Origin of the sequence: Pseudonocardia sp. (genome assembly GCF_025465255.1) — a bacterium.
Lineage (GTDB): Bacteria > Actinomycetota > Actinomycetes > Mycobacteriales > Pseudonocardiaceae > Pseudonocardia.
In genome coordinates this window covers 15,643-34,864 of record NZ_JAODNI010000123.1, presented here as the reverse complement: position 1 = coordinate 34,864, position 19,222 = coordinate 15,643, and the positions used below count along the sequence as shown (strand labels likewise).

Here is a 19,222-nt window from a genome sequence, read left to right as displayed (position 1 = left end):
ACCACCCCGGGCTTCATGTCCGGAGCCAGGGACCTCAGAACACGTAGGCAGGGTCTCATCCGGACCAAACCCTCAGCCACGCATGGCGGCCTGTCGGACCCGCTCCGTCCGCACTGGACACACTGAGGTTTCGGCAACCCTTCAACTCGAGGCCTTCAACCGCCGGCCCGGCCTCGGCGCCGGTGAGTACCCGATGGTGTGGCCGTCACGGCCCGAGAACGAGACTGATCATCGTCGCGGCCACCTCATCGGGATCGTCCCGGGTGGGGTCGAACCACTTGTAGACCCAGCTGGTCATCCCGAGCAGGGCGTGCGCGGCGTGCCGCGCGTCGACGTGCGGGAGCTCACCGGCGTCCGCCGCGCTCTGGACGTTGGCGGCGATGCGCCCGACGTAGGCGCGTTCCTTCTGCCGGATCTCGGCCTCGAAGGCGTCGTCGAGGCGCGGACGCTGGTCGAAGAACACGGCGAACAGGCTCGGCTCGTCGGCCACCATCCGCACCTGGTGGGCGATGAGCGCGGCGAGTCGTTCGCGGGGGTCGGCGATGTCGGACATCTCGTCCAGGCGTTGCAGCGACAGGCTGATCGCGCGGTCGAAGATGAAGTACAAGAGCTGAGCCTTGCTGCGCAGGTAGTGGTAGAGACTCGCCTTGCGCAGGCCCAGCGCAGCGGCCACGTCGTCGAGCGAGCCGGCGTTGTAGCCGCGGTCGTGGAAGACCTTGGCGCCCGTATCGATGATCTCCTCGAGGCGGTGGCGGTACTCCGGCGACGGCTCGGTCAGACGCGGTCGACCCGGGCGCCTGCGGGGAACCTCCGGCCCGTCGTCCCGGGCCTCCGACGAGCCGCTCATGGTCCTCTTCCTGCCACGCCGACGGCCTACTGTAATACCCGCAGCTCACCGGGGGTCGGAGAGCTCCCCGGGAAACAGCTCGTCGACGTGCCCGAGGTAGCCGAGCGCGAGGAAGACGTAGGCGTCGGCCATCTCGAGCGCCCGCGCCACCGCCGGACTGGCGGCGTCGGCCTGCTCGGCCAGCATCTGCCCGCGCAGCGCGATCAGCCGCTCGCGCTGCGTGTCGACCACGTCGCCGAGAGAGCTGACTGAGCGCCGGGTCGGAATCTGGGTCGCCGTCACGGGTGCCCTCCCAGCGTCGCGACGGGCCGTTCCGCGGCGGAGCGGCTGTCGAAGATCCGCTTCGTCTTCAGCTCGTAGCGAGGCAGTGCGCCGGTATCGAGCACCTCGGTCTCCAGCCGGACCCCGAGGTGGTCACGTAGGTGCCGGCCCAGTGCCGTCCCGAGGTCGGCCACGTCGGCGCCGGGAGCGCCCGCTTCGACCTTGACGAGCATCCGATCCATCCCGTCGACCCGACTGATGTGCAGCTCGTAGTGGTTGGACAGGCCCGGGACCTCGCCGACGAGGTTCTCGACCGCCGTCGGGTACACGTTCACCCCGCGGATCGTCACCATGAAGTCGGCGCGTCCGAGCACCACACCCGGCATGTGCTTCCAGGTCCATCCGCAGCCGTGGTCGGGCGCATCGTCGATGCGGACGAGGTCGTGGGTGCGGTACTTGATGAACGGCTGCGCGAAGTGGCAGTAGGTGGTGAGCACGTGTTCCCCCACTTCGTCCGACGACGTGACCGGCTCGCCCGAGGCCGGGTCGACGGAGTAGGAATGGCAGACGTCCTCGACGACGTGCACCCCACCAGCCCATTCGTTGCAGGACTGGCCGATGAACAGCGCCTCCCCCACCCCGTAGGCGTCGTAGATCTGCTCGGCGCCCCACGCCTCGCGCAGCTGCTGGCGGGTGGCGGGGATGGAGAAGCCGGCCTCGCCACCGCCGGCGAGCATCCGCACCCCGGCGTCGCGGATGTCGAGGCCTTCCCGCTTCGCGATCTCGGCGAGGTGGAGCAGGTAGGTGGGGGTGCCACACACGACGGTCGGACGGCGTTCCATGATCTGGCGGACCCGTTGCACGCCGGACGCCCCACCACCCGAGACGATGGTGAGGCCGAGGTTGCGGGCCCCCCAGTAGAAGCTCCAGAGCCCGATCCACATGCCGAAGTCGAAGCAGAAGTACATCGAGTCCGAGGGCCGGATCCCGTGGTCCCACAGCCCGTAGCAGTACTGCGAGCCGGCCTTGTGCAGCTCGTAGTGGGTGAAGGCCTCGTTGAGGAAACGCCCGGTGGTGCCGGTGGTGTGGAAGTACTGCTGCCACTGCTCCGGGCCGAGTGCGATGCCGCCGAAGCCGTCGGCGCTGGCTTCTTGGTCGGCGACGTAGTCGGGTTTGTCGGTGAAGGGCAGCCGGTGGTGGTAGTCGTCCCAGGTGCGGATGTCGGCGGGTTTCACCCCGGCGGCGTCGTAGATGCGCCGGTGCAACGGGGAGTGCTCGTAGGCCCAGCCCACCAGGTGGCGGATCTTCTCCAGGTGCAGCGCGTCGAGCCGCTCGCGCGGAGCGGTCTGGGTCGGGGCGTTCCACAGACGGTGCGCGTCGATCGTCGTCACGGGTCCTCCTACCGGCTCTGCCAGTTCGGGGGGCGTTTCTCGAGGAACGCACCCGCGCCCTCGCGGTGGTCCTCGGTGGTCTTGAGCACGCTCTGGCCGAGCCGCTCCAGCCGGCGCCCGGTCTCGGCGTCGACGTCGGTGCAGGTGTTGAGCACGAGCTTGGCCATGCCCAGCGCCAGCGGCGCCATTGCGGCGAGCCGTCCCGCCATGGCGACGGCCGCCTCCAGCGCGCCGCCGTCGGGAGTGACCTCGGTGGCGAGCCCGAGCTCCACGGCCCGCGGGGCCCGCAGCGTCCTGCCGAGCATCACGAGTTCCTTCGCGCGGCCGAGCCCGACGTGGCGCACCAACCGGGAGCATCCGCCCGAACCCGGGATCAGCCCGACCTTCGCCTCCGGCATGACGAACCGGGCTCCCTCTCCCACCACGCGAAAGTCACACGACAGCGCCAGCTCGAACCCACCGCCCGCGGCAACTCCCTCGACCGCCGCGATCACCGGCACTTCCATCGCCTCGACCATGTCGAAGACGGCGTGGATGCCTCGGACGTGCGCCCGGAAGCCACGCGTGCCCAGCGCGGTCAGATCGCCCATCCCGCCGACGTCCTCACCCGCCGAGAACGCCGTGCCCGCGCCCGTGATCACCAGCACGCGCAGTTCGGGATCGAAGGCAGCCTCCTCGACGGCTTCGCGCATCTCCTGGCGCATTCGCGCGTTCCACGCGTTGAGCCGCTCCGGGCGGTTCAAGGTGAGGATCCGGACGCCGCCTGCGCGCTCGGTGACGTCGAGGTGCTCGTAGCCCATCAGACCCCGTCCCCGATGAGCGTGATCGTCGCGACGGGGGTGCCGTCGGCCTTGCGGACCTCGACGCCCGTGTCGGTGGACACGACGTTCAGCTCGTCGCCGGGGAACACCGGGGCCGACAGCCGGGCGTGCGCGGAGCGCATCCGGGCGGCCCCGATCTGCTCGACCACGGCGTCGAGTGCGAGCGCCACGGTGAGCGGGCCGTGCGCGATCACCGACGGCAGGCCTGCCGCCTTCGCGAAATCCTCGTTCACGTGCACGGGGTTGTGGTCGTCGACCGCGTCCGCGTAGCGGGTGATCTGCTTTCGGGTCACCGGGCCCCGCGTCGATTCCCGCAAGCCCGTCATGCCGCTCCCCGCTCGATGAAGGTGATGGACTGGCGCTGCACGAGCGCCCCGTCGGCTCCGGTGAACTCGGCCACGACCACGCCGAACTGGTTGGCGCCCTTGGCGAACACGTCCTCTACCGTGACGCGGACGTGGACTGTCTCGCCGGGCACGAAGGGCCGCTCCCACTCGTAGCCGATGCCGGCCAGGAGCGCGCGCGACAGGTCGAGGCCCAGCCCGTCGACCGCCGTCGACTCGCCGCCGATGGTCGCCGCGAAGTACGGGACGAGGGTGGCCGTGTCTCCGCCGCTCGCGGTTCCGAGCGCCGTTCGCAGCGCGGACAACGTCTCGGCGGAGACGACGAGATCGTCCTCCGCCAACGTGCTGCCCTTGGCGTCCTCACGCATACCGTTCCTCCGTCACGCCGTCGGGACCTCGGGGAAGTTCGTTCGTCCGTTCAGTCGGAAGAATCACCGGCTGAGGCTTCTATCGTCAAGAGCCGTTCGAGGATAATTCTCCCGACCCGTCGGTTGACTGAATACGCCACCCGACCTACCGTCAGCGCCGAGCGGGCGAGCACCCGCCGTTGCGGGAGGAGCGATCGATGACCGTCACCGACGTCGGCAGGCGCGTGTATCGGGAGGGCGACCCGGATCTGCCCGAGGAGTTCCGCGACCTGCTCGTCCGGATGCTCAGCCACCACCTCGAGAACTCGACGAACCCGCATTACACCGAGCTGCTCAGCTCCCTCTGGAACAAGTGCATGACCCTGGCGCCCAGCGAACGGCTCAAGACCACGTTCGCGAAACTGATGGCGCAGGAGGTCGAGCACGGCGTGATCACCGCGCGAATCCTCGAGGGCCTCGGCGTCGGCCCGATCGATGCCCCGATCAAGCAGTACCTGTTCCACCTACCCATCGACACGTTCTGCGACCTCGCCTACTTCAACGCCCTGGGCGACCGCGTGGGCTGCTACATCGGGGAGACCTGGGAAGGCGTGCCCTACGAGCCGCTGCTCTCCGTGGCCGAACGACTGCACAAGGACGAGGTCTTCCACGCGACGCTGGGCATGAGCAACCTCAAGCGGGTCTGCTCCACGCCCGAGGGCCTGGACGAGGCCAACGAGAAGATCAAGATCTGGTGGCCGGCCGCGCTGGACATGTTCGGCCGGTCCGACTCGAACTTCTCCGACGCCTACGTGCGCTGGGGCCTGCGCACCAAGAACAACGAGGACCTGCGCCAGCAGTACATCGGCGACACGCGTCCGATGCTGGAGGCGCTCCACATCGAGGTACCGGAGGACGCGGCGAACCGGCGGTTCCTCTAGATGATCACGCCTGACATCGACACCCCCGACGGCGATCTGGTCGATCCCCTCGTCGGTCGGGGTGGGTGGCAGGTCACCACCACCCGACCCGATCCACGCGTGACGCTGTTCGACGTCGGCCTCTCGGGCTACCGGGAGTTCTTCTTCGTGGCCGTCGGCGAACGCTCGGTGTCGATCACGATGTACGACACCAGCGACGACACCTACCCGGAGCCGCAGATCTTCACCTTCGCCAAGCCTTACGGCTGGCTCATGGATCTGACCGACGAGGAGGCGCTGCTGCAGGTGTGGCAGGCCGTCGGGGTCCAGCGATGACGTCGTTCACCGTCCGCGGCACCCGCAACGGGAGCCTGGTGCACGTCACTTGGACCGACGGGGAGCTGACCGGCGATTTCCCGACCGTGGACCTGGTGCACACCGAGGCCGAACTCGTCGCTGTCCTGCACGACGACCCCCACGCGGCGGGCGCCTATCGGGAACTCGTCGCTCTGCCGGCGGAGCCGCTGGCCGACGCAGCGGCGGCCTACCGGCTGGTCGTGCACGTGCTCGACGCTGTGCGCGAGACGACCGGAGATGCGGTCGTGCACTGAGCTCCCCGGAGAGGTCAGGGCGCGACGCGCACGACGACCTCGGTGTCGGTCACCCGGTCCACCGCGACGGTGAAGCCGCCCGCGTCCGCCTGCCCACCCACCGGCACGGTGATCTGCTGACCCGCGACCTCGAGCTCCGCGGCACCGTTCACCACGCCGACGAGCCGGGCCTCGACCCCCAGCACGGACACCCTGGAGTCGCCGCTGCGCGGGAACGTGATCGTGCACCCGTCGAGAGCACAGGAGGTCTGCGACCCGCCGCCGCATCCGGCGGCGCCGAACGAGAGGACGAGTGCGGTCAGGACGGCGGCAGCGCGACGGTTCACCCGCCCGACAATAGAGCGGGTCGATGCGGAGACCGACGACCGTGACCCGAGGACGTGCCCGCCGCCATCGGTCCTGTGCTGCCCTCGCCTCGGCTGCCGGGCCGAGGTGGCCCAGGCGTCCAACCGGCCGCGGCGACCCCGAGGCGCGGGCTGCCGCAGGGCACCGTTGCGCTAGCCGTGACCCGCTCGATAGGCGCTGGCCGCCCCCGGATGCAGCGGGATGCCGAAGGTGTAGACGAGGGACCGCGTGTCGAGATACTGAGCTCCGAGGGCGCCTGCCGGAACGAGGGCGTCCGAGCGGGTGAGCAGCATGTCGACGACGTCGGCGACGACGACATCGGCGAGATCCGGACGGACGAGCAGCAGACTGGAGATTCCGATCGTCGTCACCGGTGAGGTCGACCCGTAGATCCCGGGCGGCAGCACGACGGGCTGGTACACGGGGCCGAACCGATCCCGCAGCCCGTCGGCGGTCTCGGCCAGGTCGAGGAGCCGGATCCCACCCGCAGGCCCGTGCCCACCCGCAGGGTCGACGGGTGGATGCGGCACCCCGCCGACGAAGATCGCGGCTTCGATGCGGTCGTCGGTCATGGCGTCGAGCAGCCCGAGGACGGGCAGGGGCGTGTCGACGACGCTCTGGGGAGCCACGCCGGCGACCTGCAGCATCCTGCTGGCGGCGAATCGCGTGCCCGATCCTGCCGATCCGAAGCTGATGCGCTTGCCGCTCAACTCCCCCACCCGTCGGATGGACGAGCTCTGCGGCACCGCGATCTGGACGTAGTTCTCGTAGACCTTGCCGACGGCGAGCGGCCCCTTCTCCGCCGCCGTGGCGGCGTCGGCGAGCGAGAGCGCGAGGTCCAGCCGCCCCGCCGAGAGCCCTGCCAGGTTCTCGAGGGCACCTCGCGTCGCTTCCGTCTCCAGGACGAACGGGAGCCGGTCGTCCTCGCGGACCACGCCCGCGAGGAGCTCGCCGAACTCGTGGAAGAACCCGCCCCGCTCGGCGGTGCCCAGACGCACCGCCTGCCGAGCCGGGTCGGAACATGCGGCGGTCATCGCCAGGGCCCCGGCGCCGAGAAGACCCAGCGCGGTCCGGCGGCCGAGCAGGCGCGTCGCGTCGCGAGGTGCGCTCACGTCGCGCTCCCCTCGGCGCACTCGCCGGCCGCGACCAGCCGCACCGTCACCATGAGGCCTCCCTCCGTCGCGGAACGGATCTCCACGCCGCCCCCGTTGCCCACCACGAGCGCGTCCACGATGGACAGTCCCAGACCGGTTCCCGGCAGCGACGCCGAGGTGCCGCGGTAGAACCGCTCGGTGATGCGCCCCAGTTCGTCGTCCGGGACCCCGCGACCGGTGTCCGCCACCGTCACCTCCACGGTCCCCGAGGCGGTTCGACCGACGTCGACCGTGACCCGTGCATCCGGCCCCGCGTACCGGCAGGCGTTGTCGAGCAGGACATCGAGCACCTGGGCGAGATCGTCGTGGCCGATCGCGGCCACGAGACCCGCTTCCCGTTCCTCCGCGGCCCGGAGGGTGACGCCGGCTCGGGCCGCCGAGTCCTGCCAGGCGTCCACGCGGTCCGACGCCACCAGCCAGGGCTCACACGTCTCCGGCATCGTCCCCGCGGTGTCTCCCCCGACCTCGGGCAGCCCGGCCACCTCGGCCTTCGACAGGACGAGGAGGCCGTCGAGGATGTCCGCCAGCCGTTCGGCCTCCGACACGGCGCGTCCGTAACCGGTCTCCGCGCTCGCGTCCACCCTGCCGTTCAGGCTGTCGAGTCGTAGTTGCAGCGCGGCCAGCGGGTTGCGCAGCTGGTGCGCGGTGTCGGCGACCAGCCGGCGCTGGGCCTCGGTGGACCGGCGGACGAGCTGCGCCATCAGCGCGAAGGTGCGGGTCATCTCCCTGAGCTCGGGCGGACCGGTCGATCGGTCGACGGCACGCCCCTCCGGGAGGATCTCCGCCCGGACGCCGCCCGCACGGGGCAGACCGGACGCCAGGACCCGCATCTCGTCGCTCAGCACACCGACCGGACGCAGGATCCACCGGCTGACCCCCACCGCGCAGGCGATCAGCACGCCGAGCACGACGAACCCTCCTCCGGCGATCAGCAACCAGTATCGGCGGATGTCGCTCCGAGCGGCCTCCGACGAGGCGACCAGGACCACGGCTCCGGTGATCTGGGCGCCCGTGCCGGTCGCCTTCGCGAAGACGACGTCGTTGGGGCTCCACGGGGTAAGGACGCCGGCGAGCGGGTCGGCCTGGTTCCGGAGCGCTCGCGACACGGCGTCCGCGGGCTCCGGAGAGGTCTGGTCGAAGTCCGCCGGGTAGGGCGCGGCCCCGCGCGTGGACACGACGCCCACCTCCTCTCCGTAGAGATCGCGGTAGGTCTGCAGCTCGCCGAGGACCGTTCCCGCGGCGTCCCCGCGGACGTACGCATCCGCCAGCGCGGCGAACCGCTCGAGGTCGGCGTTGCGCGACAGGACGAACGCGCGGGTCCGCGATTCGGCCATCGAGAGGCCGAGCGGAACCGAGAAGGCGGTGACGACGAGGAGCCCGACGAGCGTCAGGACGAACAGCAGGCGTGCCCGCACGACTACCCGGTCCAGCGGAAGCCGAAGCCGCGGATCGTCTCGATGAACTCGCGGCGGCGCAGCTTCGACCGGAGCCCGGTCATGTGGACGTCGAGCGTGCGGGAGGTGCCGACGAACGCGTTGCCCCAGACCCGGTCCATCAGCTGTGTCCGGCTGACGGCGGCACCCGGGGTCTCGACGAGATGCGCCAGCAGGGAGAACTCGATCGGGGTCAGGCTGACGGGCTCACCCGCGACGTGCACCGTCCGCAGCTCGAGGGACACCTCGACGTCCCCGAATCGCCGGACCGCCGGGCCCTCGGTCCCGGCGACCCGGGAGGCCCGCCGGTGGACGGACTCGATCCGGGCGAGCAACTCGGCGATCCGGGCCGGCTTCACCAGGTAGTCGTCGGCGCCGCTGCGCAGACCGCGCACCACGGTCCGTTCGTCGTCGCGGGCGGTCAGCACGATGACGGGCACCGTGCTGACCTTCCGCAGTGAGCGCAGGACCTCGAGCCCGTCGAGGTCCGGGAGTCCGAGGTCGAGGAGCACGACGTCGAACTCGCGGTGGCGTCCCAGGAGATCGATCCCCCGGCTCATCCGGGCCGTCTCGATCTGGTGCATGCCGAGGCTGTCGACGATCGCGCTCGCCACCCCGTCGTCGTCCTCGACGACCGCTACCTTCATGCCCCGCTGATCTCCCGACGTGCGTCCGGCCTCCGAGCCTAGTGCTCCTGGGCAGCCCCTTCGCCGGCTGCGACCTTGGGCCTCGGGGTGGCCTCGGACGCCCGCGGCGTGAGGGGCTCCTCGAGGGTCGACCGCGCCGACGGCTCCTTGACGAAGAAGGCGGCGATCGTCGTCAGCAGGCACAGTCCGGTCACGTACCAGAAGAACAGCGACTCGTTGCCGGCCTGCTTGAGCGCGAGCGCGACCGGCTCGGACGTCCCGCCGAACACCGCGGCGACCAGAGCGTGCGGAAGGCCCACGCCGAGCGCGCGCACCTTCGTCGGGAACATCTCGGCCTTCACGATCGCCGAGAGGGCCGTGTAGCCGCTCACGAAGATCATCGCCACGGCCAGGAGCAGGAACGCGACGACCGGGTTGGAGGCCCCGCCGAGCAGCGTCATGAGCGGAACGGTGAGCAGCACGCCGCTGATCCCGAAGAACAGCATGACCTTGCGGCGGCCGATCGTGTCGGAGATGTGCCCGGTGAGCGGCTGCAGGAGCATGAAGAAGAACAGCGCGCAGAAGACAACGACGGACGCCGTCGACTTCTCCATCCCGGCCGAGTTGACCAGGTACTTCTGCACGTACGTCGTGAACGTGTAGAAGGCGACGGTGCCGCCGATCGCGAGGCCGAACACGGCCGCCAGCTGGAGCGGGTACTCGGTGACCAGCGCCCGGAGCCCCTTGCGCACCTTCGTGCCCGACGCGGCGGCGGCCGCCTCGGCGCGCTTCTCGGCCTGGAAGTGCTCGGACTCGTCCATGTGCCGGCGCAGGTAGAGCACGACCAGGGAGGTCAGGGCACCGATGAAGAACGGCACCCGCCAGCCCCATGCGTACATCTGCTCCTCGGTGAGGAAGCTCTGCAGCCCGATCATCACCAGCAGCGCGGAGAGCTGCCCCAACACGATCGAGACGTACTGGAAGCTGGAGTAGAACCCACGGCGGCCGGGCGCCGCGACCTCGGACAGGTAGGTGGCGCTGGACCCGAACTCACCGCCGACGGACAGGCCCTGCAGCAGCCGGGCGACGACCAGGATGACCGGAGCCGCGAGCCCGATCATCAAGTAGGAGGGGGTCGCGCCGATGATGAACGAGCCGACGCCCATCAGGATCACCGAGAGGCTCAGAGCGGCACGACGGCCGAACCTGTCGGCGTACAGCCCGAGCAGCCAGCCACCGAGAGGCCGGACGAGGAAGCCGACGGCGAAGACGACCGCCGTGGACAGCAGCTGAGCGGTGAGGTCGCCCTCCGGGAAGAAGACCGTGGCGAAGTAGATGCTGAACGAGGCGTAGACGAACCAGTCGTACCACTCGACCAGGTTCCCCAAGGAGCCTCGCGCGACGTTGGCGGCGACCGAGGACCGCCTCTCGGTGGCCGGGGCGGGGGGCCGGCTCGGCTGCGACATTCAAGCTCCCTTGCTTGGACGGATCGAGGATGACGTTGTCCTCGGTCACCGATGCTCGCGGCGCACCCGGCCCCGGTACAGCCTCACCGGCGGACCTTTACGTTTCCTTAGGACGGTTCCTCATCAGCGGCTGCGCCGACCTGGCGGAGCACCTGGGCGGCGTGGGCGAGGACGGGAGCGTCGACCATCCGGCCCTCGAAGGTGAAGACCCCGCTCTCGGACCGCGCGGCGGCGGTGACCCCTTCGGCCCAGCGGACCTCGGCCGGGGTGGGCAGGAACGCGGTCCGGACGACGTCGACCTGCTTCGGGTGGATGCACGCCTTCGCGGCGTATCCGGACGAGACCGCGGCGATGCTGTCGGCCGCGAGCGTCTCCAGATCGGCGATGTCCACCAGGACGGTGTCGATCGGGGTCACCCCGGCGGCGCGGGCCGCGTAGAGCACACGGGTGCGGGCCTCGCCCACCGCCGGCCAGTAAGCGCCGTCCGGCGCGCGGCCCCGACGGCCGCCGAGGTCGGCGACCAGGTCCTCGCTCCCCCACATGATCCCGACGCAGTTCGCCGCCGCCGCGATCCGCGGCGCGGCCAGCACACCCTTGGCGGTCTCGCACAGGGCGACGACCGGGTGGGGACGCAGCGCCTCGACCGCCTCCGCGCTCTCGGCCATCGGCAGCATGACGACGACCTCGGGCCGGTCGTTCAGGGCGCGGACGTCATCGGAGTGCCAGCGGCTTCCGGTTGCATTGATCCGGACGATCACACCCGCCAGGTCCATCCGCCGGAGCGCCTGCACGACCTCCTTCCGCGCCAGGTCCTTCTCCTCGGGACCGACGGCGTCCTCGAGGTCGAGGATGACGGTGTCCGCTGCGGCGGCGGCCTTTCCGAACCGCTCCGGCCGGTTGCCGGGGCAGAACAGGAGCGCGGGTCCGCGCACCGCCGGGACGGGCTGTTCTCCGGACGACACACTCATGATCAGTCGAGCCCGCCGCGCTTGACGAGCTGGGTCGCGATCACGTTGCGCTGGATCTCGTTGGTGCCCTCGCCGACGATCATCAGCGGGGCGTCGCGGAAGTAGCGCTCGACGTCGAACTCGGTGGAGTAGCCGTACCCGCCGTGGATCCGCACCGCGTCCAGCGCGATCTCCATCGCGGCCTCGGAGGCGAACAGCTTGGCCATACCGGCCTCCATGTCGCAGCGCTCGCCCGCGTCGAACTTCTCCGCCGCGTGCAGGATCAGCTGCTTGGTGGCCGTCAGCTTGGTGGCCATGTTGGCCAGGTAGTTGCCGATCGACTGGTGCTTCCAGATCGGCTGGCCGAACGACTCGCGGTCCTGCGCGTAGCGCAGCGCGTCGTCGAACGCAGCCCGGCCGACGCCCAATGCGCGGGAGGCGACCTGGATGCGGCCGGTCTCCAGGCCCTTCATCATCTGCGCGAAGCCCTTGCCCTCCACCCCGCCCAGGACGGACGCGGCCGGGGTGCGGTAGTCGTCGAAGATCAGCTCGCAGGACTCGACGCCCTTGTAGCCGAGCTTGGGCAGGTCCTTGGACACGGTGAGGCCGGGTCCGTGCTCGACGAGCAGGATCGAGACGCCCTTGTGCTTGGGCTCGGCCTTCGGGTCCGTCTTGCACAGCAGCGCGATCAGCTGCGAGCGCCGCGAGTTGGTGATCCACGTCTTGGCGCCGTTCACGACGTAGGAGTCGCCGTCGAGGCGGGCGTTCGTGGTCATGGCCTGCAGGTCCGAGCCGCCGCCGGGCTCGGTGAGCGCCATCGTCGCCCGGATCTCGCCGGTGGCCATGCGGGGCAGGTAGTGGTCCTTCTGCTCCTGGGTCCCGAAGGCCAGGATCAGCTTGGAGACCACGGTGTGCCCGCCCATCGCGCCGGCCAAGCTCATCCAGCCGCGGGCGAGCTCGGCGGTGACCAGCGCGTAGCAGGGCATCGAGACCGGGGCCTCGCCCCAGGGCTCGGGGATCGCCAGGCCGAAGATCCCGAGCTCCTTCATCTGCTCGATGAGCTTCTCGGGGTACTCGTTGGCGTGCTCCATCTCGCGCACGACGGGACGGACCTCGCGCTCGACGAACTCGCGCACGGTCTCGACGACCGCCTGCTCCTCGGTGCTCAGGACGCTCATGGGTGTTCCTCTCGGGTGGTCGACGTGGTGGTGGTGCTCAGACGAGGTCGCGGTCGCGGAGATCGGAGATGACGTCCTCCGAGCGTCCGAGCTCGCGCAGGATCGAGGCCGTGTGCTCGCCGAGGGCGGGGACGGGGCCCATCACCGGTTCGACGCCGGCGAGGTCGGCCGGAGGCCGCAGCGCCTCGATCTGACCGCCCGGGACCTGCACCGGCCGCCAGCGGTCGCGGCCTTCGAGCACCGGGTGGTTCAGGAAGTCCTCGACCTGGTTGATGCTCGCATTCGCGACCCCGGCCGCGTCGAGCAGCTCGGCCGCACGCTTCGTCTCGAGCGGGAGGAGCTTGGCGCGGACGAGCTCGTTCAGCTCCTCCCGATGAGCCACCCGGGCCGAGTTCGTCGCGAACCGGGCATCGGTGGCCGTCTCCGGCTCGTCGAGCACCACATCGCAGAGGGAACGCCACTCACGGTCGTTCTGCACCGCGAGCAGGATCGTGCCGTCGGCGGTCTCGTAGGGCCCGTACGGGGCGATCGTGGCGTGCTGCGCGCCGACCCGCGCGGGCTGCCGGCCGCCGTGGCGGGTGTAGTAGGCGGGCGCGCCCATCCACTCGGCGAGCGCTTCGAACAGCGAGACCTCGACCGCCGAGACCTCACCGGTGGTCGCCCGGCGCAGGAGCGCGGTGAGGATGCCGGAGTACGCGTACATGCCGGCCGCGATGTCGGCGACCGAGATCCCGACCTTCGCCATCTCGTCCCACGTGCCGGTGATCGAGAGGAGCCCGGTCTCGCACTGGACCAGCAGGTCGTAGGCCTTCCGGTCCGCCCACGGCCCGTCGGTGCCCCAGCCCGAGACCGAACACGGGATGACCCGCGGATGGGTGCGGGCCAGGGTTGCCGGGTCGAGCCCCAGCCTCCCGGCGGCCCCGGGGCCGAGGTTCTGCACGAGGACGTCGGCCTGCCCCAGCAGCTCGCCGAGGATCTCCCGGCCCTCCTCGGACTTCAGGTCGAGGGTCAGCGACTCCTTCGACCTGTTCAGCCACACGAAGTAGCTGGAGTTCCCGTACACGGCCTCGTCGTAGCCGCGGGCGAAGTCCCCGCCACCCGGACGCTCGATCTTGATGACGCGCGCTCCCAGGTCCGCGAGCTGACGCGTGGCGAACGGGGCGGCGACGGCCTGCTCCAGGCTGACGACGGTGATGCCCTGCAGGGGCGGAGTGGACGTCATCGACGGCCTTCCTTCGGCGAGATGATCGGGTCAGGCGAGGTGGACGGTGGCCGTCAGGGACGGCGTGGCGCCCTCGGCCGCCACCGTGACCTGCGTTCGGTCTCCGTCGCAGCGCGCGGCACTCAGGATCCGGGCGGGGACGAAGGCCGGGCGGACGAGCCGGTACTCGAACGACCGGACCGTCCTCCCGGGCGCGTTGACACGCGGGAGCTCGAGGGCCAGGAGGGCGAGGAGCGGGCCGTGCACGACGAGATCCGGGTAGCCCTCCACCTCGGTCACGTACGGCGTGTCGTAGTGGATGCGGTGACCGTTGTAGGTGAGAGCGCTGAAGCGGGCCAGCAGGACGGGATCGGTCGGCAGGGCCGAGTTCCACTCCCCGGCCGGCGCAGGCTCACCGCCCTCGGGACGGGTCATCGTGCGGCGCGGCGTGCCCTCGGGTTCCGACCGGTAGACGATGTCCTGTTCCTCGGTCGCGACCAGGTCACCGGCGACGGAAAGCTCGTGCCGGACCGTCACGAAGGCCATCTCGCCACTGCGGCCCGACTTCACCGTCACGTTCGCGACGCTCGAGCGGCAGTGCAGCTCGGCCCCGAGCGGGATCGGGGCGTCCTGGCTGAACCTGCCCCCGGCGAACATGCGGCGCCGCCCCGGGATCGGGGGAAGGAAGGGGCCGGCCGCCGGGTGGCCGTCCTCGCCGATCTCCGCCTGCGCGGGATGGTCGAGGAGGGTGAACCAGTGCCACAGGGGCGGGAGGGGGTCGCCCTCCTTCAGGGCCGGCGTGTCGGCGTCGATGAGCGCGGCGAACGCCGCGGCCGACCACGGGTCGACCCGACGCGAGGTCTCGACGGTGCCGGGTCGCCAGCTCCGCAACGACTCGGCCAGGACGCTGTGCTTGCCGGGCTCACTCATCGGGTCCCCTCGTTCGACGAACGTGCTGCGCAGGCGGCCACGAGGCGCCGACGCCGGATCGCGGGCCGAGAATCCTGGAGAATATAGAATCTGCGCTCGCGACAGCCGTCATCCTGCCGCGGCCCGATCGATACGTGAAATGACAATGTTGAACCGAGTTGATGACGCTCGTGCATCATGGCGGCATGACGGTGGACGAGCTCGAGTGGTTCGTGGTCCTCGCCGAGACGGAGCACATGACCCAGGCCGCCACTCAGCTGAACATCAGCCAGCCGACGCTGTCGCGTGGTCTGGCCCGCCTGGAGCGCCAGGTCGGGGCCCCGTTGTTCGACCGGGTGAACCGCAGGCTGCGGTTGAACGTCTACGGCCGTGTCCTCCTCGAGCACACTCGCCGCAGTCTCGGGGAGCTGGATGCCGCCGGCGAGAGGATCCGCTCCCTCCGGGACCCCGAGCACGGCTCCGTCAGGCTCGCGTTCCTGCACTCGGTCGCGACGTGGCTGGCGCCAGAACTGATCAGAGGCTTCCGCATCGAGGCACCCGGAGTGCAGTTCTCCCTCACCCAGGCGGCGTCCTACGAGCTCCTCGCCCACGTTCGCGAAGGCCAGGCCGACATCGCGATCACCGGGCCGAGACCCGACGTCGAGGACCTCGGCTGGCATCCGCTCCACCGTGAGCAGCTGTGCCTGGTGGTACCGCGTGATCACCCCGCCGCATCGCTCGACCAGGTCGATCTCGCTGCCGCGGCGAACGAGCCGTTCATCGTCCTCGGACGGGAGTTCGGCCTGCGACAGCTCACCGAGGATCTCTTCGCCCATGCCGGCATCGCCCCGGACATCGCCTTCGAGAGCGCGGAGATCGCGACGATGGAAGGACTGGTGGCGGCGGGCCTCGGCGTCGCGGTGGTCCCCACCCCCCGTCTCGACCGGGCCGAGCCGAACGCCGTGTACATCCCGTTGACCGACGCCGCAGCGCACCGGGAGCTCGGGCTGGTCTGGCACGAGGAGGTGGCCCGGTCGCCCCTCACCGAGAGGTTCATGGGGTTCGTCTTCTCGGACCGGTGGCGTCGCGCGCCGGCGAGCTGAGCCGCGGTCCCGCCGCTGTACGAGATCCCGCTCAGAAGGGCGCGAGGCCCAGTGCGGCGCGGAAGCGGTTCTTCACGAACACGCCGTCGCGCGGGGGGAGCACACGCGGCGGCTCCTCGGCGGAGATGAGGACCTGCGCGAAGGCCGGGCCAGACCGGGCGCGGATCCGCTCGATCACGCCCGTCACCCCGTCGTGGTTCTCGACGCGGAACGAGTCGGCGATGCCGAAACCACGGGCCACCGCGGCGAGGTCCGTGCCGAGGCTCGTGTGGCTCCGCTGCATACCCGTCTCGCCGAAGTGCCCGTTGTCGAGGACGACGACGGTCAGGTTGGCGGGCTCGCAGGCCCCCACCGTTCCGAGGGACCCGATGCCCATGAGCTGCTCGCCGTCGCCGGTCACGACGACGACCGAGCGGTCCGGCTGGGCCAGCGCCAGGCCGAGTCCGACCGGCACAGCGGCGCCCATGGCGCCCCACAGGTAGAAGTTCTCGTCCCGATCGCCGGCGGCGAACACGTCGTAGGACGGTGATCCGAGGCCGGTCACCACGAGGGCGTCCGGCACACCGGCCAGCAGATCGGCGACGAAGCGGCGCCGCTCGATCCGGCGTTCGGTCACTGCGTTGCTCATCAGTTCCCCTCCCACTTCTTCCGGCCGATCAGGCGCTGCCCGAGGATGACGGCGACCTGCTCCCCCGCGAGGAACGCCGAATCGACGGCGGCGCTCACGACCTCGCCGACCTCGTCGGGTGCGTCGGCGCGGTACACGCGGATTCCCATGAGCTCCAGGACGCCTTGGGTCCTGCGCCCCATCGGGCTCTGCCAGGGGTTGAACTCGGCGTACTCCCCGCGCATCGTGATCAGCGTCAGGAACGGGAAGCGGCAGTTCTCCAGCAGCGAGAACATGTTGACGCAGTTGCCGACCCCGCTGCTCTGCATCAGCAGCACGGCACGCCGGCCACCGAGCCACGCCCCCGCCACAACGCCGACGCCCTCCTCCTCAGTGGTCAGCACCACGTCCTGGATCTCCGGGCTGCTGATGGCCTCCCGGATCGAGTACGCGTGTCCTGCGTCGGGCACGTAGGCGATCTGCCGCACCCCACCCTCCAGGAGGACGTCGAACGCCTCCTTCTGCCACGCCTGCTCAGCCATGTGTCTCCTCCACGTCGCCAGTCCCCGAGCATCATCAGGCGTGATATCCGGCGCTGACCAATAGAGAATCGGCATGTACGGATGCCGGGCCGTCATCCCTCGTCCGACGGCCCCTACCCGGTACCGACGGGCATCGCCCGAGGCGGCAGACTGGCCCGACGTGAGCTTCGCGAGGGCAGCCGACGGCGCTCGAATCCACTTCGACGTCGAGGGCGCCGGCCCCCCGCTGGTACTGCTGGCGGGGCAGGCCAACTCGCGGCGCTGGTGGGACCCCGTACGAAGCGACTTCACCGCAGCGCACCGCACCATCGCCATCGATGCGTTGGGAACGGGCGAGAGCGAGTCGCCGGCCACCGCCGAGTACACCACCCGGCGCCTCGCCGGGGACGCGATCGCGGTGCTCGACGAGCTCGGCCTGGACCGGGTGGCCGTCTACGGGACCTCCATGGGCGGGAAGGTGGCCCAGTGGGTCGCCGCGGACCACCCGGGCCGGGTCCGCTCCCTCGTCCTCGGCTGCACCACGCCGGGCGGGGCGAGAGCGCTCGTCGCGGCCCCCGACGTGCTGCGACCGCTCGCAGGTCCGGCGCAGCACGCCGAGCGCGCCCTCGCCGAGCTGATGTTCACCCCGGGCTGGCTACGTGCACACCCCGGCCCGTACGCGGTCCTGGGCGACCGCGACATGAGCACGGCCGCGCGCCGTGGCCACCGCAGAGCGAGCGCAGGACACGACGCGTGGGACGCGCTCGCTCGAATCACCGCCCCGACGCTGATCCTGCACGGCGCCGACGACCTGTTCTGTCCCACCGCGAACGCGTCACTGCTCGCGGAGCGCATTCCCGACAGCCGGAGCCTCCTGCTGGAGGGCGCCCGGCATGCCTACTTCGAGGAGTTCCGGGAGCAGGCCGGCCGGGCGGTCCTGGATTTCCTGGGGCAGCACCGGAACTGATCCCGAGAGCGCGCCGTCCGCGCAGGTCAGCCGCCCAGCCAGGTGGCCGAGGGCCATGCACCGCTGGCGACGGAACGGGCCATCTCGTCGACGAGGAGGTCGGCGACGCCGCGGGCGGCGACACTCAGTTTGCGTGTGCCGGGCATCGCCAGCACCAACCTGCGTCGCATCTCCGGGTCGGTCAGGGGAGCGGCGGTGACCCTGCCCCGGGCGAGCGCGTTCGTCACCGCGGTCCCGGGCAGGACGGTGAGTCCGACACCGGCCGCGGCCAGCCGGCGTTGAACGCTCATCGAGTTGGTCTCGACCGCGACCCGCAACTCGCAGCGTTTCCGCGCCGCCGTGCGCTCGAGCATGTTCCGCATGGCGTGCGGACGGCTGGGAAGCACGCGGAGCCGGTCGACGACCTCCGCCAAGCCCACCGGGTGCTCGAGCGAGAGGCCGGCGTCCGGCGGCCCCACCACCCACAGCGCCTCGTCGAGCAGCGGGCGGACGTCCACGGATGCCGACGGTCGGACGTCGTAGAGGACGGCGAGGTCGACGTCAGCGGTGTCGAGCCACTCGGCGACGTGCCCGGCGTAGCCGACCAGCAGGCGGAGCTGCACGGTGGGGTGATCGCGCGCCACCCGGGCCACCAGCGCCTCGGAGAGCGGGTCGGCGAAACTGGGCAGCAGACCGACCGTCACGAGACCCTGCAGCTCGCCGGAGCGAGGCCGGATCTCCGCGCGCGCCCGCTCCAGCTCCCCGAGCGCACGCCGCGCGTGCTCGAGCAGCACCCGCCCGTCGGAGGTCAGGACCATGCCGCTGCGGGTCCGCTCGAACAGCGCCGTGCCCAGCTCGTCCTCGAGGAGCCGGATCTGCCGCGAAACGGCCGGCTGCACCAGGTGCAGGATGTCCGCGGCCCGGGTGACGCTTCCCGACTCGGCGACGGCGATGAGTGCGGACAGTTGCTTGACGTCGATCGCTGGGCCTCCTGCCGACCGGGACCGGATGATCCTGGCATGCCGAGGCTCTATCGCCGGGCTCCTTCGATCAGCCCTCGTGATGAGCCGGGGAGAGTCCGGTCCGCCTGCAGATCCGCTACCGGCAGCGCGCGGGGCCCACACACGTCCCCGGCGATCTCGGCCAGAGGGCTGATCTAGCGCCGTGGACGGCGTCCGTGCGCGAGCAGGACCGGCTCGCTCCGCCGTTCCGCCCCGGTCGCCGGGTCGGCTGGTTCCTCGACG

At 70.8% G+C, this 19,222-nt stretch carries 23 protein-coding genes; 5 read left to right on the top strand and 18 right to left on the bottom strand.

Going from position 1 to position 19,222, the window contains the following annotated elements; all coding sequences use genetic code 11:
* Positions 1-205: 205 nt before the first annotated feature.
* Genes JWP64_RS15410 through JWP64_RS15385 form a run of 6 tightly spaced genes read right to left on the bottom strand, consistent with a single transcriptional unit; the run spans position 206 to position 4,032 of the window.
* Positions 206-847 carry a TetR/AcrR family transcriptional regulator gene (locus JWP64_RS15410; protein ID WP_297497022.1) on the bottom strand — a complete coding sequence of 214 codons (642 nt, stop codon included), beginning with the start codon at positions 845-847 and terminating at the stop codon, positions 206-208.
* Positions 848-892: 45 nt separating this feature from the next.
* Positions 893-1,078 (bottom strand): hypothetical protein, encoded by a 186-nt coding sequence (locus JWP64_RS15405; RefSeq protein ID WP_297497019.1) that lies wholly within the window; start codon positions 1,076-1,078, stop codon positions 893-895.
* Between the two features lie 47 nt (positions 1,079-1,125).
* Positions 1,126-2,499 (bottom strand): AMP-binding protein, encoded by a 1,374-nt coding sequence (locus tag JWP64_RS15400; RefSeq protein WP_297497016.1) that lies wholly within the window; start codon positions 2,497-2,499, stop codon positions 1,126-1,128.
* Positions 2,500-2,507: 8 nt separating this feature from the next.
* A complete protein-coding gene (locus tag JWP64_RS15395) occupies positions 2,508-3,299 on the bottom strand; it encodes an enoyl-CoA hydratase/isomerase family protein (RefSeq protein WP_297497013.1) in 792 nt (263 codons plus the stop codon).
* On the bottom strand, positions 3,299-3,613 hold the full coding sequence (locus JWP64_RS15390) for a MaoC family dehydratase (protein ID WP_346272696.1): 315 nt from the start codon (positions 3,611-3,613) through the stop codon (positions 3,299-3,301). Before JWP64_RS15390 ends, JWP64_RS15395 begins: the two co-directional genes overlap by 1 nt.
* A gap of 29 nt (positions 3,614-3,642) precedes the next feature.
* Positions 3,643-4,032: a MaoC family dehydratase N-terminal domain-containing protein gene (locus JWP64_RS15385; RefSeq protein WP_297497007.1), complete on the bottom strand. Its 390-nt coding sequence runs from the start codon at positions 4,030-4,032 to the stop codon at positions 3,643-3,645.
* 197 nt (positions 4,033-4,229) lie between these two features.
* On the opposite strand from JWP64_RS15385, the gene JWP64_RS15380 reads away from it, so the two are divergent.
* Genes JWP64_RS15380 through JWP64_RS15370 form a run of 3 tightly spaced genes read left to right on the top strand, consistent with a single transcriptional unit; the run spans position 4,230 to position 5,542 of the window.
* Complete coding sequence (locus JWP64_RS15380) at positions 4,230-4,952, top strand: Phenylacetic acid catabolic protein (protein ID WP_297497004.1); 723 nt, start codon at positions 4,230-4,232, stop codon at positions 4,950-4,952.
* On the top strand, positions 4,953-5,267 hold the full coding sequence (locus JWP64_RS15375; protein ID WP_297497001.1) for a hypothetical protein: 315 nt from the start codon (positions 4,953-4,955) through the stop codon (positions 5,265-5,267).
* A complete protein-coding gene (locus JWP64_RS15370; RefSeq protein WP_297496998.1) occupies positions 5,264-5,542 on the top strand; it encodes a hypothetical protein in 279 nt (92 codons plus the stop codon). The genes JWP64_RS15375 and JWP64_RS15370 overlap by 4 nt, the downstream gene beginning before the upstream one ends.
* Positions 5,543-5,556: 14 nt before the next feature.
* Here the strand turns inward: JWP64_RS15370 and JWP64_RS15365 are convergent, their stop codons facing one another.
* The 9 genes from JWP64_RS15365 to JWP64_RS15325 form a co-directional block, all read right to left on the bottom strand.
* Positions 5,557-5,868 (bottom strand): hypothetical protein, encoded by a 312-nt coding sequence (locus JWP64_RS15365; RefSeq protein WP_297496995.1) that lies wholly within the window; start codon positions 5,866-5,868, stop codon positions 5,557-5,559.
* Positions 5,869-6,039: 171 nt separating this feature from the next.
* Positions 6,040-6,999, bottom strand: coding sequence for a TAXI family TRAP transporter solute-binding subunit (locus JWP64_RS15360; RefSeq protein ID WP_297496992.1), 960 nt, complete (start codon positions 6,997-6,999; stop codon positions 6,040-6,042).
* The gene (locus JWP64_RS15355) at positions 6,996-8,456 is read right to left on the bottom strand and encodes a HAMP domain-containing sensor histidine kinase (protein WP_297496988.1); all 1,461 of its coding nucleotides are present in this window, start codon (positions 8,454-8,456) and stop codon (positions 6,996-6,998) included. The genes JWP64_RS15360 and JWP64_RS15355 overlap by 4 nt, the downstream gene beginning before the upstream one ends.
* Positions 8,457-8,458: 2 nt before the next feature.
* Complete coding sequence (locus JWP64_RS15350; protein WP_297496986.1) at positions 8,459-9,121, bottom strand: response regulator transcription factor; 663 nt, start codon at positions 9,119-9,121, stop codon at positions 8,459-8,461.
* A 38-nt stretch (positions 9,122-9,159) separates the two neighbouring features.
* Positions 9,160-10,566: an MFS transporter gene (locus JWP64_RS15345; RefSeq protein WP_297496983.1), complete on the bottom strand. Its 1,407-nt coding sequence runs from the start codon at positions 10,564-10,566 to the stop codon at positions 9,160-9,162.
* A 107-nt stretch (positions 10,567-10,673) separates the two neighbouring features.
* Positions 10,674-11,534, bottom strand: coding sequence for a CoA ester lyase (locus tag JWP64_RS15340; RefSeq protein ID WP_297496980.1), 861 nt, complete (start codon positions 11,532-11,534; stop codon positions 10,674-10,676).
* A 2-nt stretch (positions 11,535-11,536) separates the two neighbouring features.
* Positions 11,537-12,691 carry an acyl-CoA dehydrogenase family protein gene (locus JWP64_RS15335; protein ID WP_297496977.1) on the bottom strand — a complete coding sequence of 385 codons (1,155 nt, stop codon included), beginning with the start codon at positions 12,689-12,691 and terminating at the stop codon, positions 11,537-11,539.
* 37 nt (positions 12,692-12,728) lie between these two features.
* A complete protein-coding gene (locus JWP64_RS15330) occupies positions 12,729-13,913 on the bottom strand; it encodes a CaiB/BaiF CoA-transferase family protein (protein WP_297496974.1) in 1,185 nt (394 codons plus the stop codon).
* 30 nt (positions 13,914-13,943) lie between these two features.
* Positions 13,944-14,822 carry a MaoC family dehydratase N-terminal domain-containing protein gene (locus JWP64_RS15325; protein WP_297496971.1) on the bottom strand — a complete coding sequence of 293 codons (879 nt, stop codon included), beginning with the start codon at positions 14,820-14,822 and terminating at the stop codon, positions 13,944-13,946.
* Positions 14,823-15,007: 185 nt separating this feature from the next.
* Between JWP64_RS15325 and JWP64_RS15320 the strand changes: the two genes are divergently transcribed.
* Positions 15,008-15,904, top strand: a complete 897-nt coding sequence (locus JWP64_RS15320) for a LysR family transcriptional regulator (protein ID WP_297496968.1) — start codon at positions 15,008-15,010, stop codon at positions 15,902-15,904.
* 31 nt (positions 15,905-15,935) lie between these two features.
* Here the strand turns inward: JWP64_RS15320 and JWP64_RS15315 are convergent, their stop codons facing one another.
* The gene (locus JWP64_RS15315; protein WP_297496965.1) at positions 15,936-16,532 is read right to left on the bottom strand and encodes a thiamine pyrophosphate-dependent enzyme; all 597 of its coding nucleotides are present in this window, start codon (positions 16,530-16,532) and stop codon (positions 15,936-15,938) included.
* Positions 16,532-17,053 carry a phosphonopyruvate decarboxylase gene (locus JWP64_RS15310; RefSeq protein WP_297496962.1) on the bottom strand — a complete coding sequence of 174 codons (522 nt, stop codon included), beginning with the start codon at positions 17,051-17,053 and terminating at the stop codon, positions 16,532-16,534. The genes JWP64_RS15315 and JWP64_RS15310 overlap by 1 nt, the downstream gene beginning before the upstream one ends.
* 160 nt (positions 17,054-17,213) lie before the next feature.
* Here JWP64_RS15310 and JWP64_RS15305 point away from each other — a divergent pair, with 160 nt between their 5' ends.
* The gene (locus JWP64_RS15305) at positions 17,214-17,999 is read left to right on the top strand and encodes an alpha/beta fold hydrolase (RefSeq protein WP_297496959.1); all 786 of its coding nucleotides are present in this window, start codon (positions 17,214-17,216) and stop codon (positions 17,997-17,999) included.
* A 26-nt stretch (positions 18,000-18,025) separates the two neighbouring features.
* Here the strand turns inward: JWP64_RS15305 and JWP64_RS15300 are convergent, their stop codons facing one another.
* Entirely contained in the window at positions 18,026-18,943 is a 918-nt protein-coding gene (locus JWP64_RS15300) for a LysR substrate-binding domain-containing protein (protein WP_297497062.1), read from the bottom strand.
* Between the last annotated feature and the right edge of the window lie 279 nt (positions 18,944-19,222).

What these genes read in the sequence shown, in the direction of transcription:
- JWP64_RS15410 (WP_297497022.1), bottom strand. Translation starts at nt 847, where the DNA reads ATGAGCGGCTCGTCGGAGGCCCGGGACGACGGGCCGGAGGTTCCCCGC.
- JWP64_RS15395 (WP_297497013.1), bottom strand. Translation starts at nt 3,299, where the DNA reads ATGGGCTACGAGCACCTCGACGTCACCGAGCGCGCAGGCGGCGTCCGG.
- JWP64_RS15385 (WP_297497007.1), bottom strand. Translation starts at nt 4,032, where the DNA reads ATGCGTGAGGACGCCAAGGGCAGCACGTTGGCGGAGGACGATCTCGTC.
- JWP64_RS15380 (WP_297497004.1), top strand. Translation starts at nt 4,230, where the DNA reads ATGACCGTCACCGACGTCGGCAGGCGCGTGTATCGGGAGGGCGACCCG.
- JWP64_RS15375 (WP_297497001.1), top strand. Translation starts at nt 4,953, where the DNA reads ATGATCACGCCTGACATCGACACCCCCGACGGCGATCTGGTCGATCCC.
- JWP64_RS15370 (WP_297496998.1), top strand. Translation starts at nt 5,264, where the DNA reads ATGACGTCGTTCACCGTCCGCGGCACCCGCAACGGGAGCCTGGTGCAC.
- JWP64_RS15350 (WP_297496986.1), bottom strand. Translation starts at nt 9,121, where the DNA reads ATGAAGGTAGCGGTCGTCGAGGACGACGACGGGGTGGCGAGCGCGATC.
- JWP64_RS15345 (WP_297496983.1), bottom strand. Translation starts at nt 10,566, where the DNA reads ATGTCGCAGCCGAGCCGGCCCCCCGCCCCGGCCACCGAGAGGCGGTCC.
- JWP64_RS15340 (WP_297496980.1), bottom strand. Translation starts at nt 11,534, where the DNA reads ATGAGTGTGTCGTCCGGAGAACAGCCCGTCCCGGCGGTGCGCGGACCC.
- JWP64_RS15335 (WP_297496977.1), bottom strand. Translation starts at nt 12,691, where the DNA reads ATGAGCGTCCTGAGCACCGAGGAGCAGGCGGTCGTCGAGACCGTGCGC.
- JWP64_RS15330 (WP_297496974.1), bottom strand. Translation starts at nt 13,913, where the DNA reads ATGACGTCCACTCCGCCCCTGCAGGGCATCACCGTCGTCAGCCTGGAG.
- JWP64_RS15325 (WP_297496971.1), bottom strand. Translation starts at nt 14,822, where the DNA reads ATGAGTGAGCCCGGCAAGCACAGCGTCCTGGCCGAGTCGTTGCGGAGC.
- JWP64_RS15320 (WP_297496968.1), top strand. Translation starts at nt 15,008, where the DNA reads ATGACGGTGGACGAGCTCGAGTGGTTCGTGGTCCTCGCCGAGACGGAG.
- JWP64_RS15315 (WP_297496965.1), bottom strand. Translation starts at nt 16,532, where the DNA reads ATGAGCAACGCAGTGACCGAACGCCGGATCGAGCGGCGCCGCTTCGTC.
- JWP64_RS15310 (WP_297496962.1), bottom strand. Translation starts at nt 17,053, where the DNA reads ATGGCTGAGCAGGCGTGGCAGAAGGAGGCGTTCGACGTCCTCCTGGAG.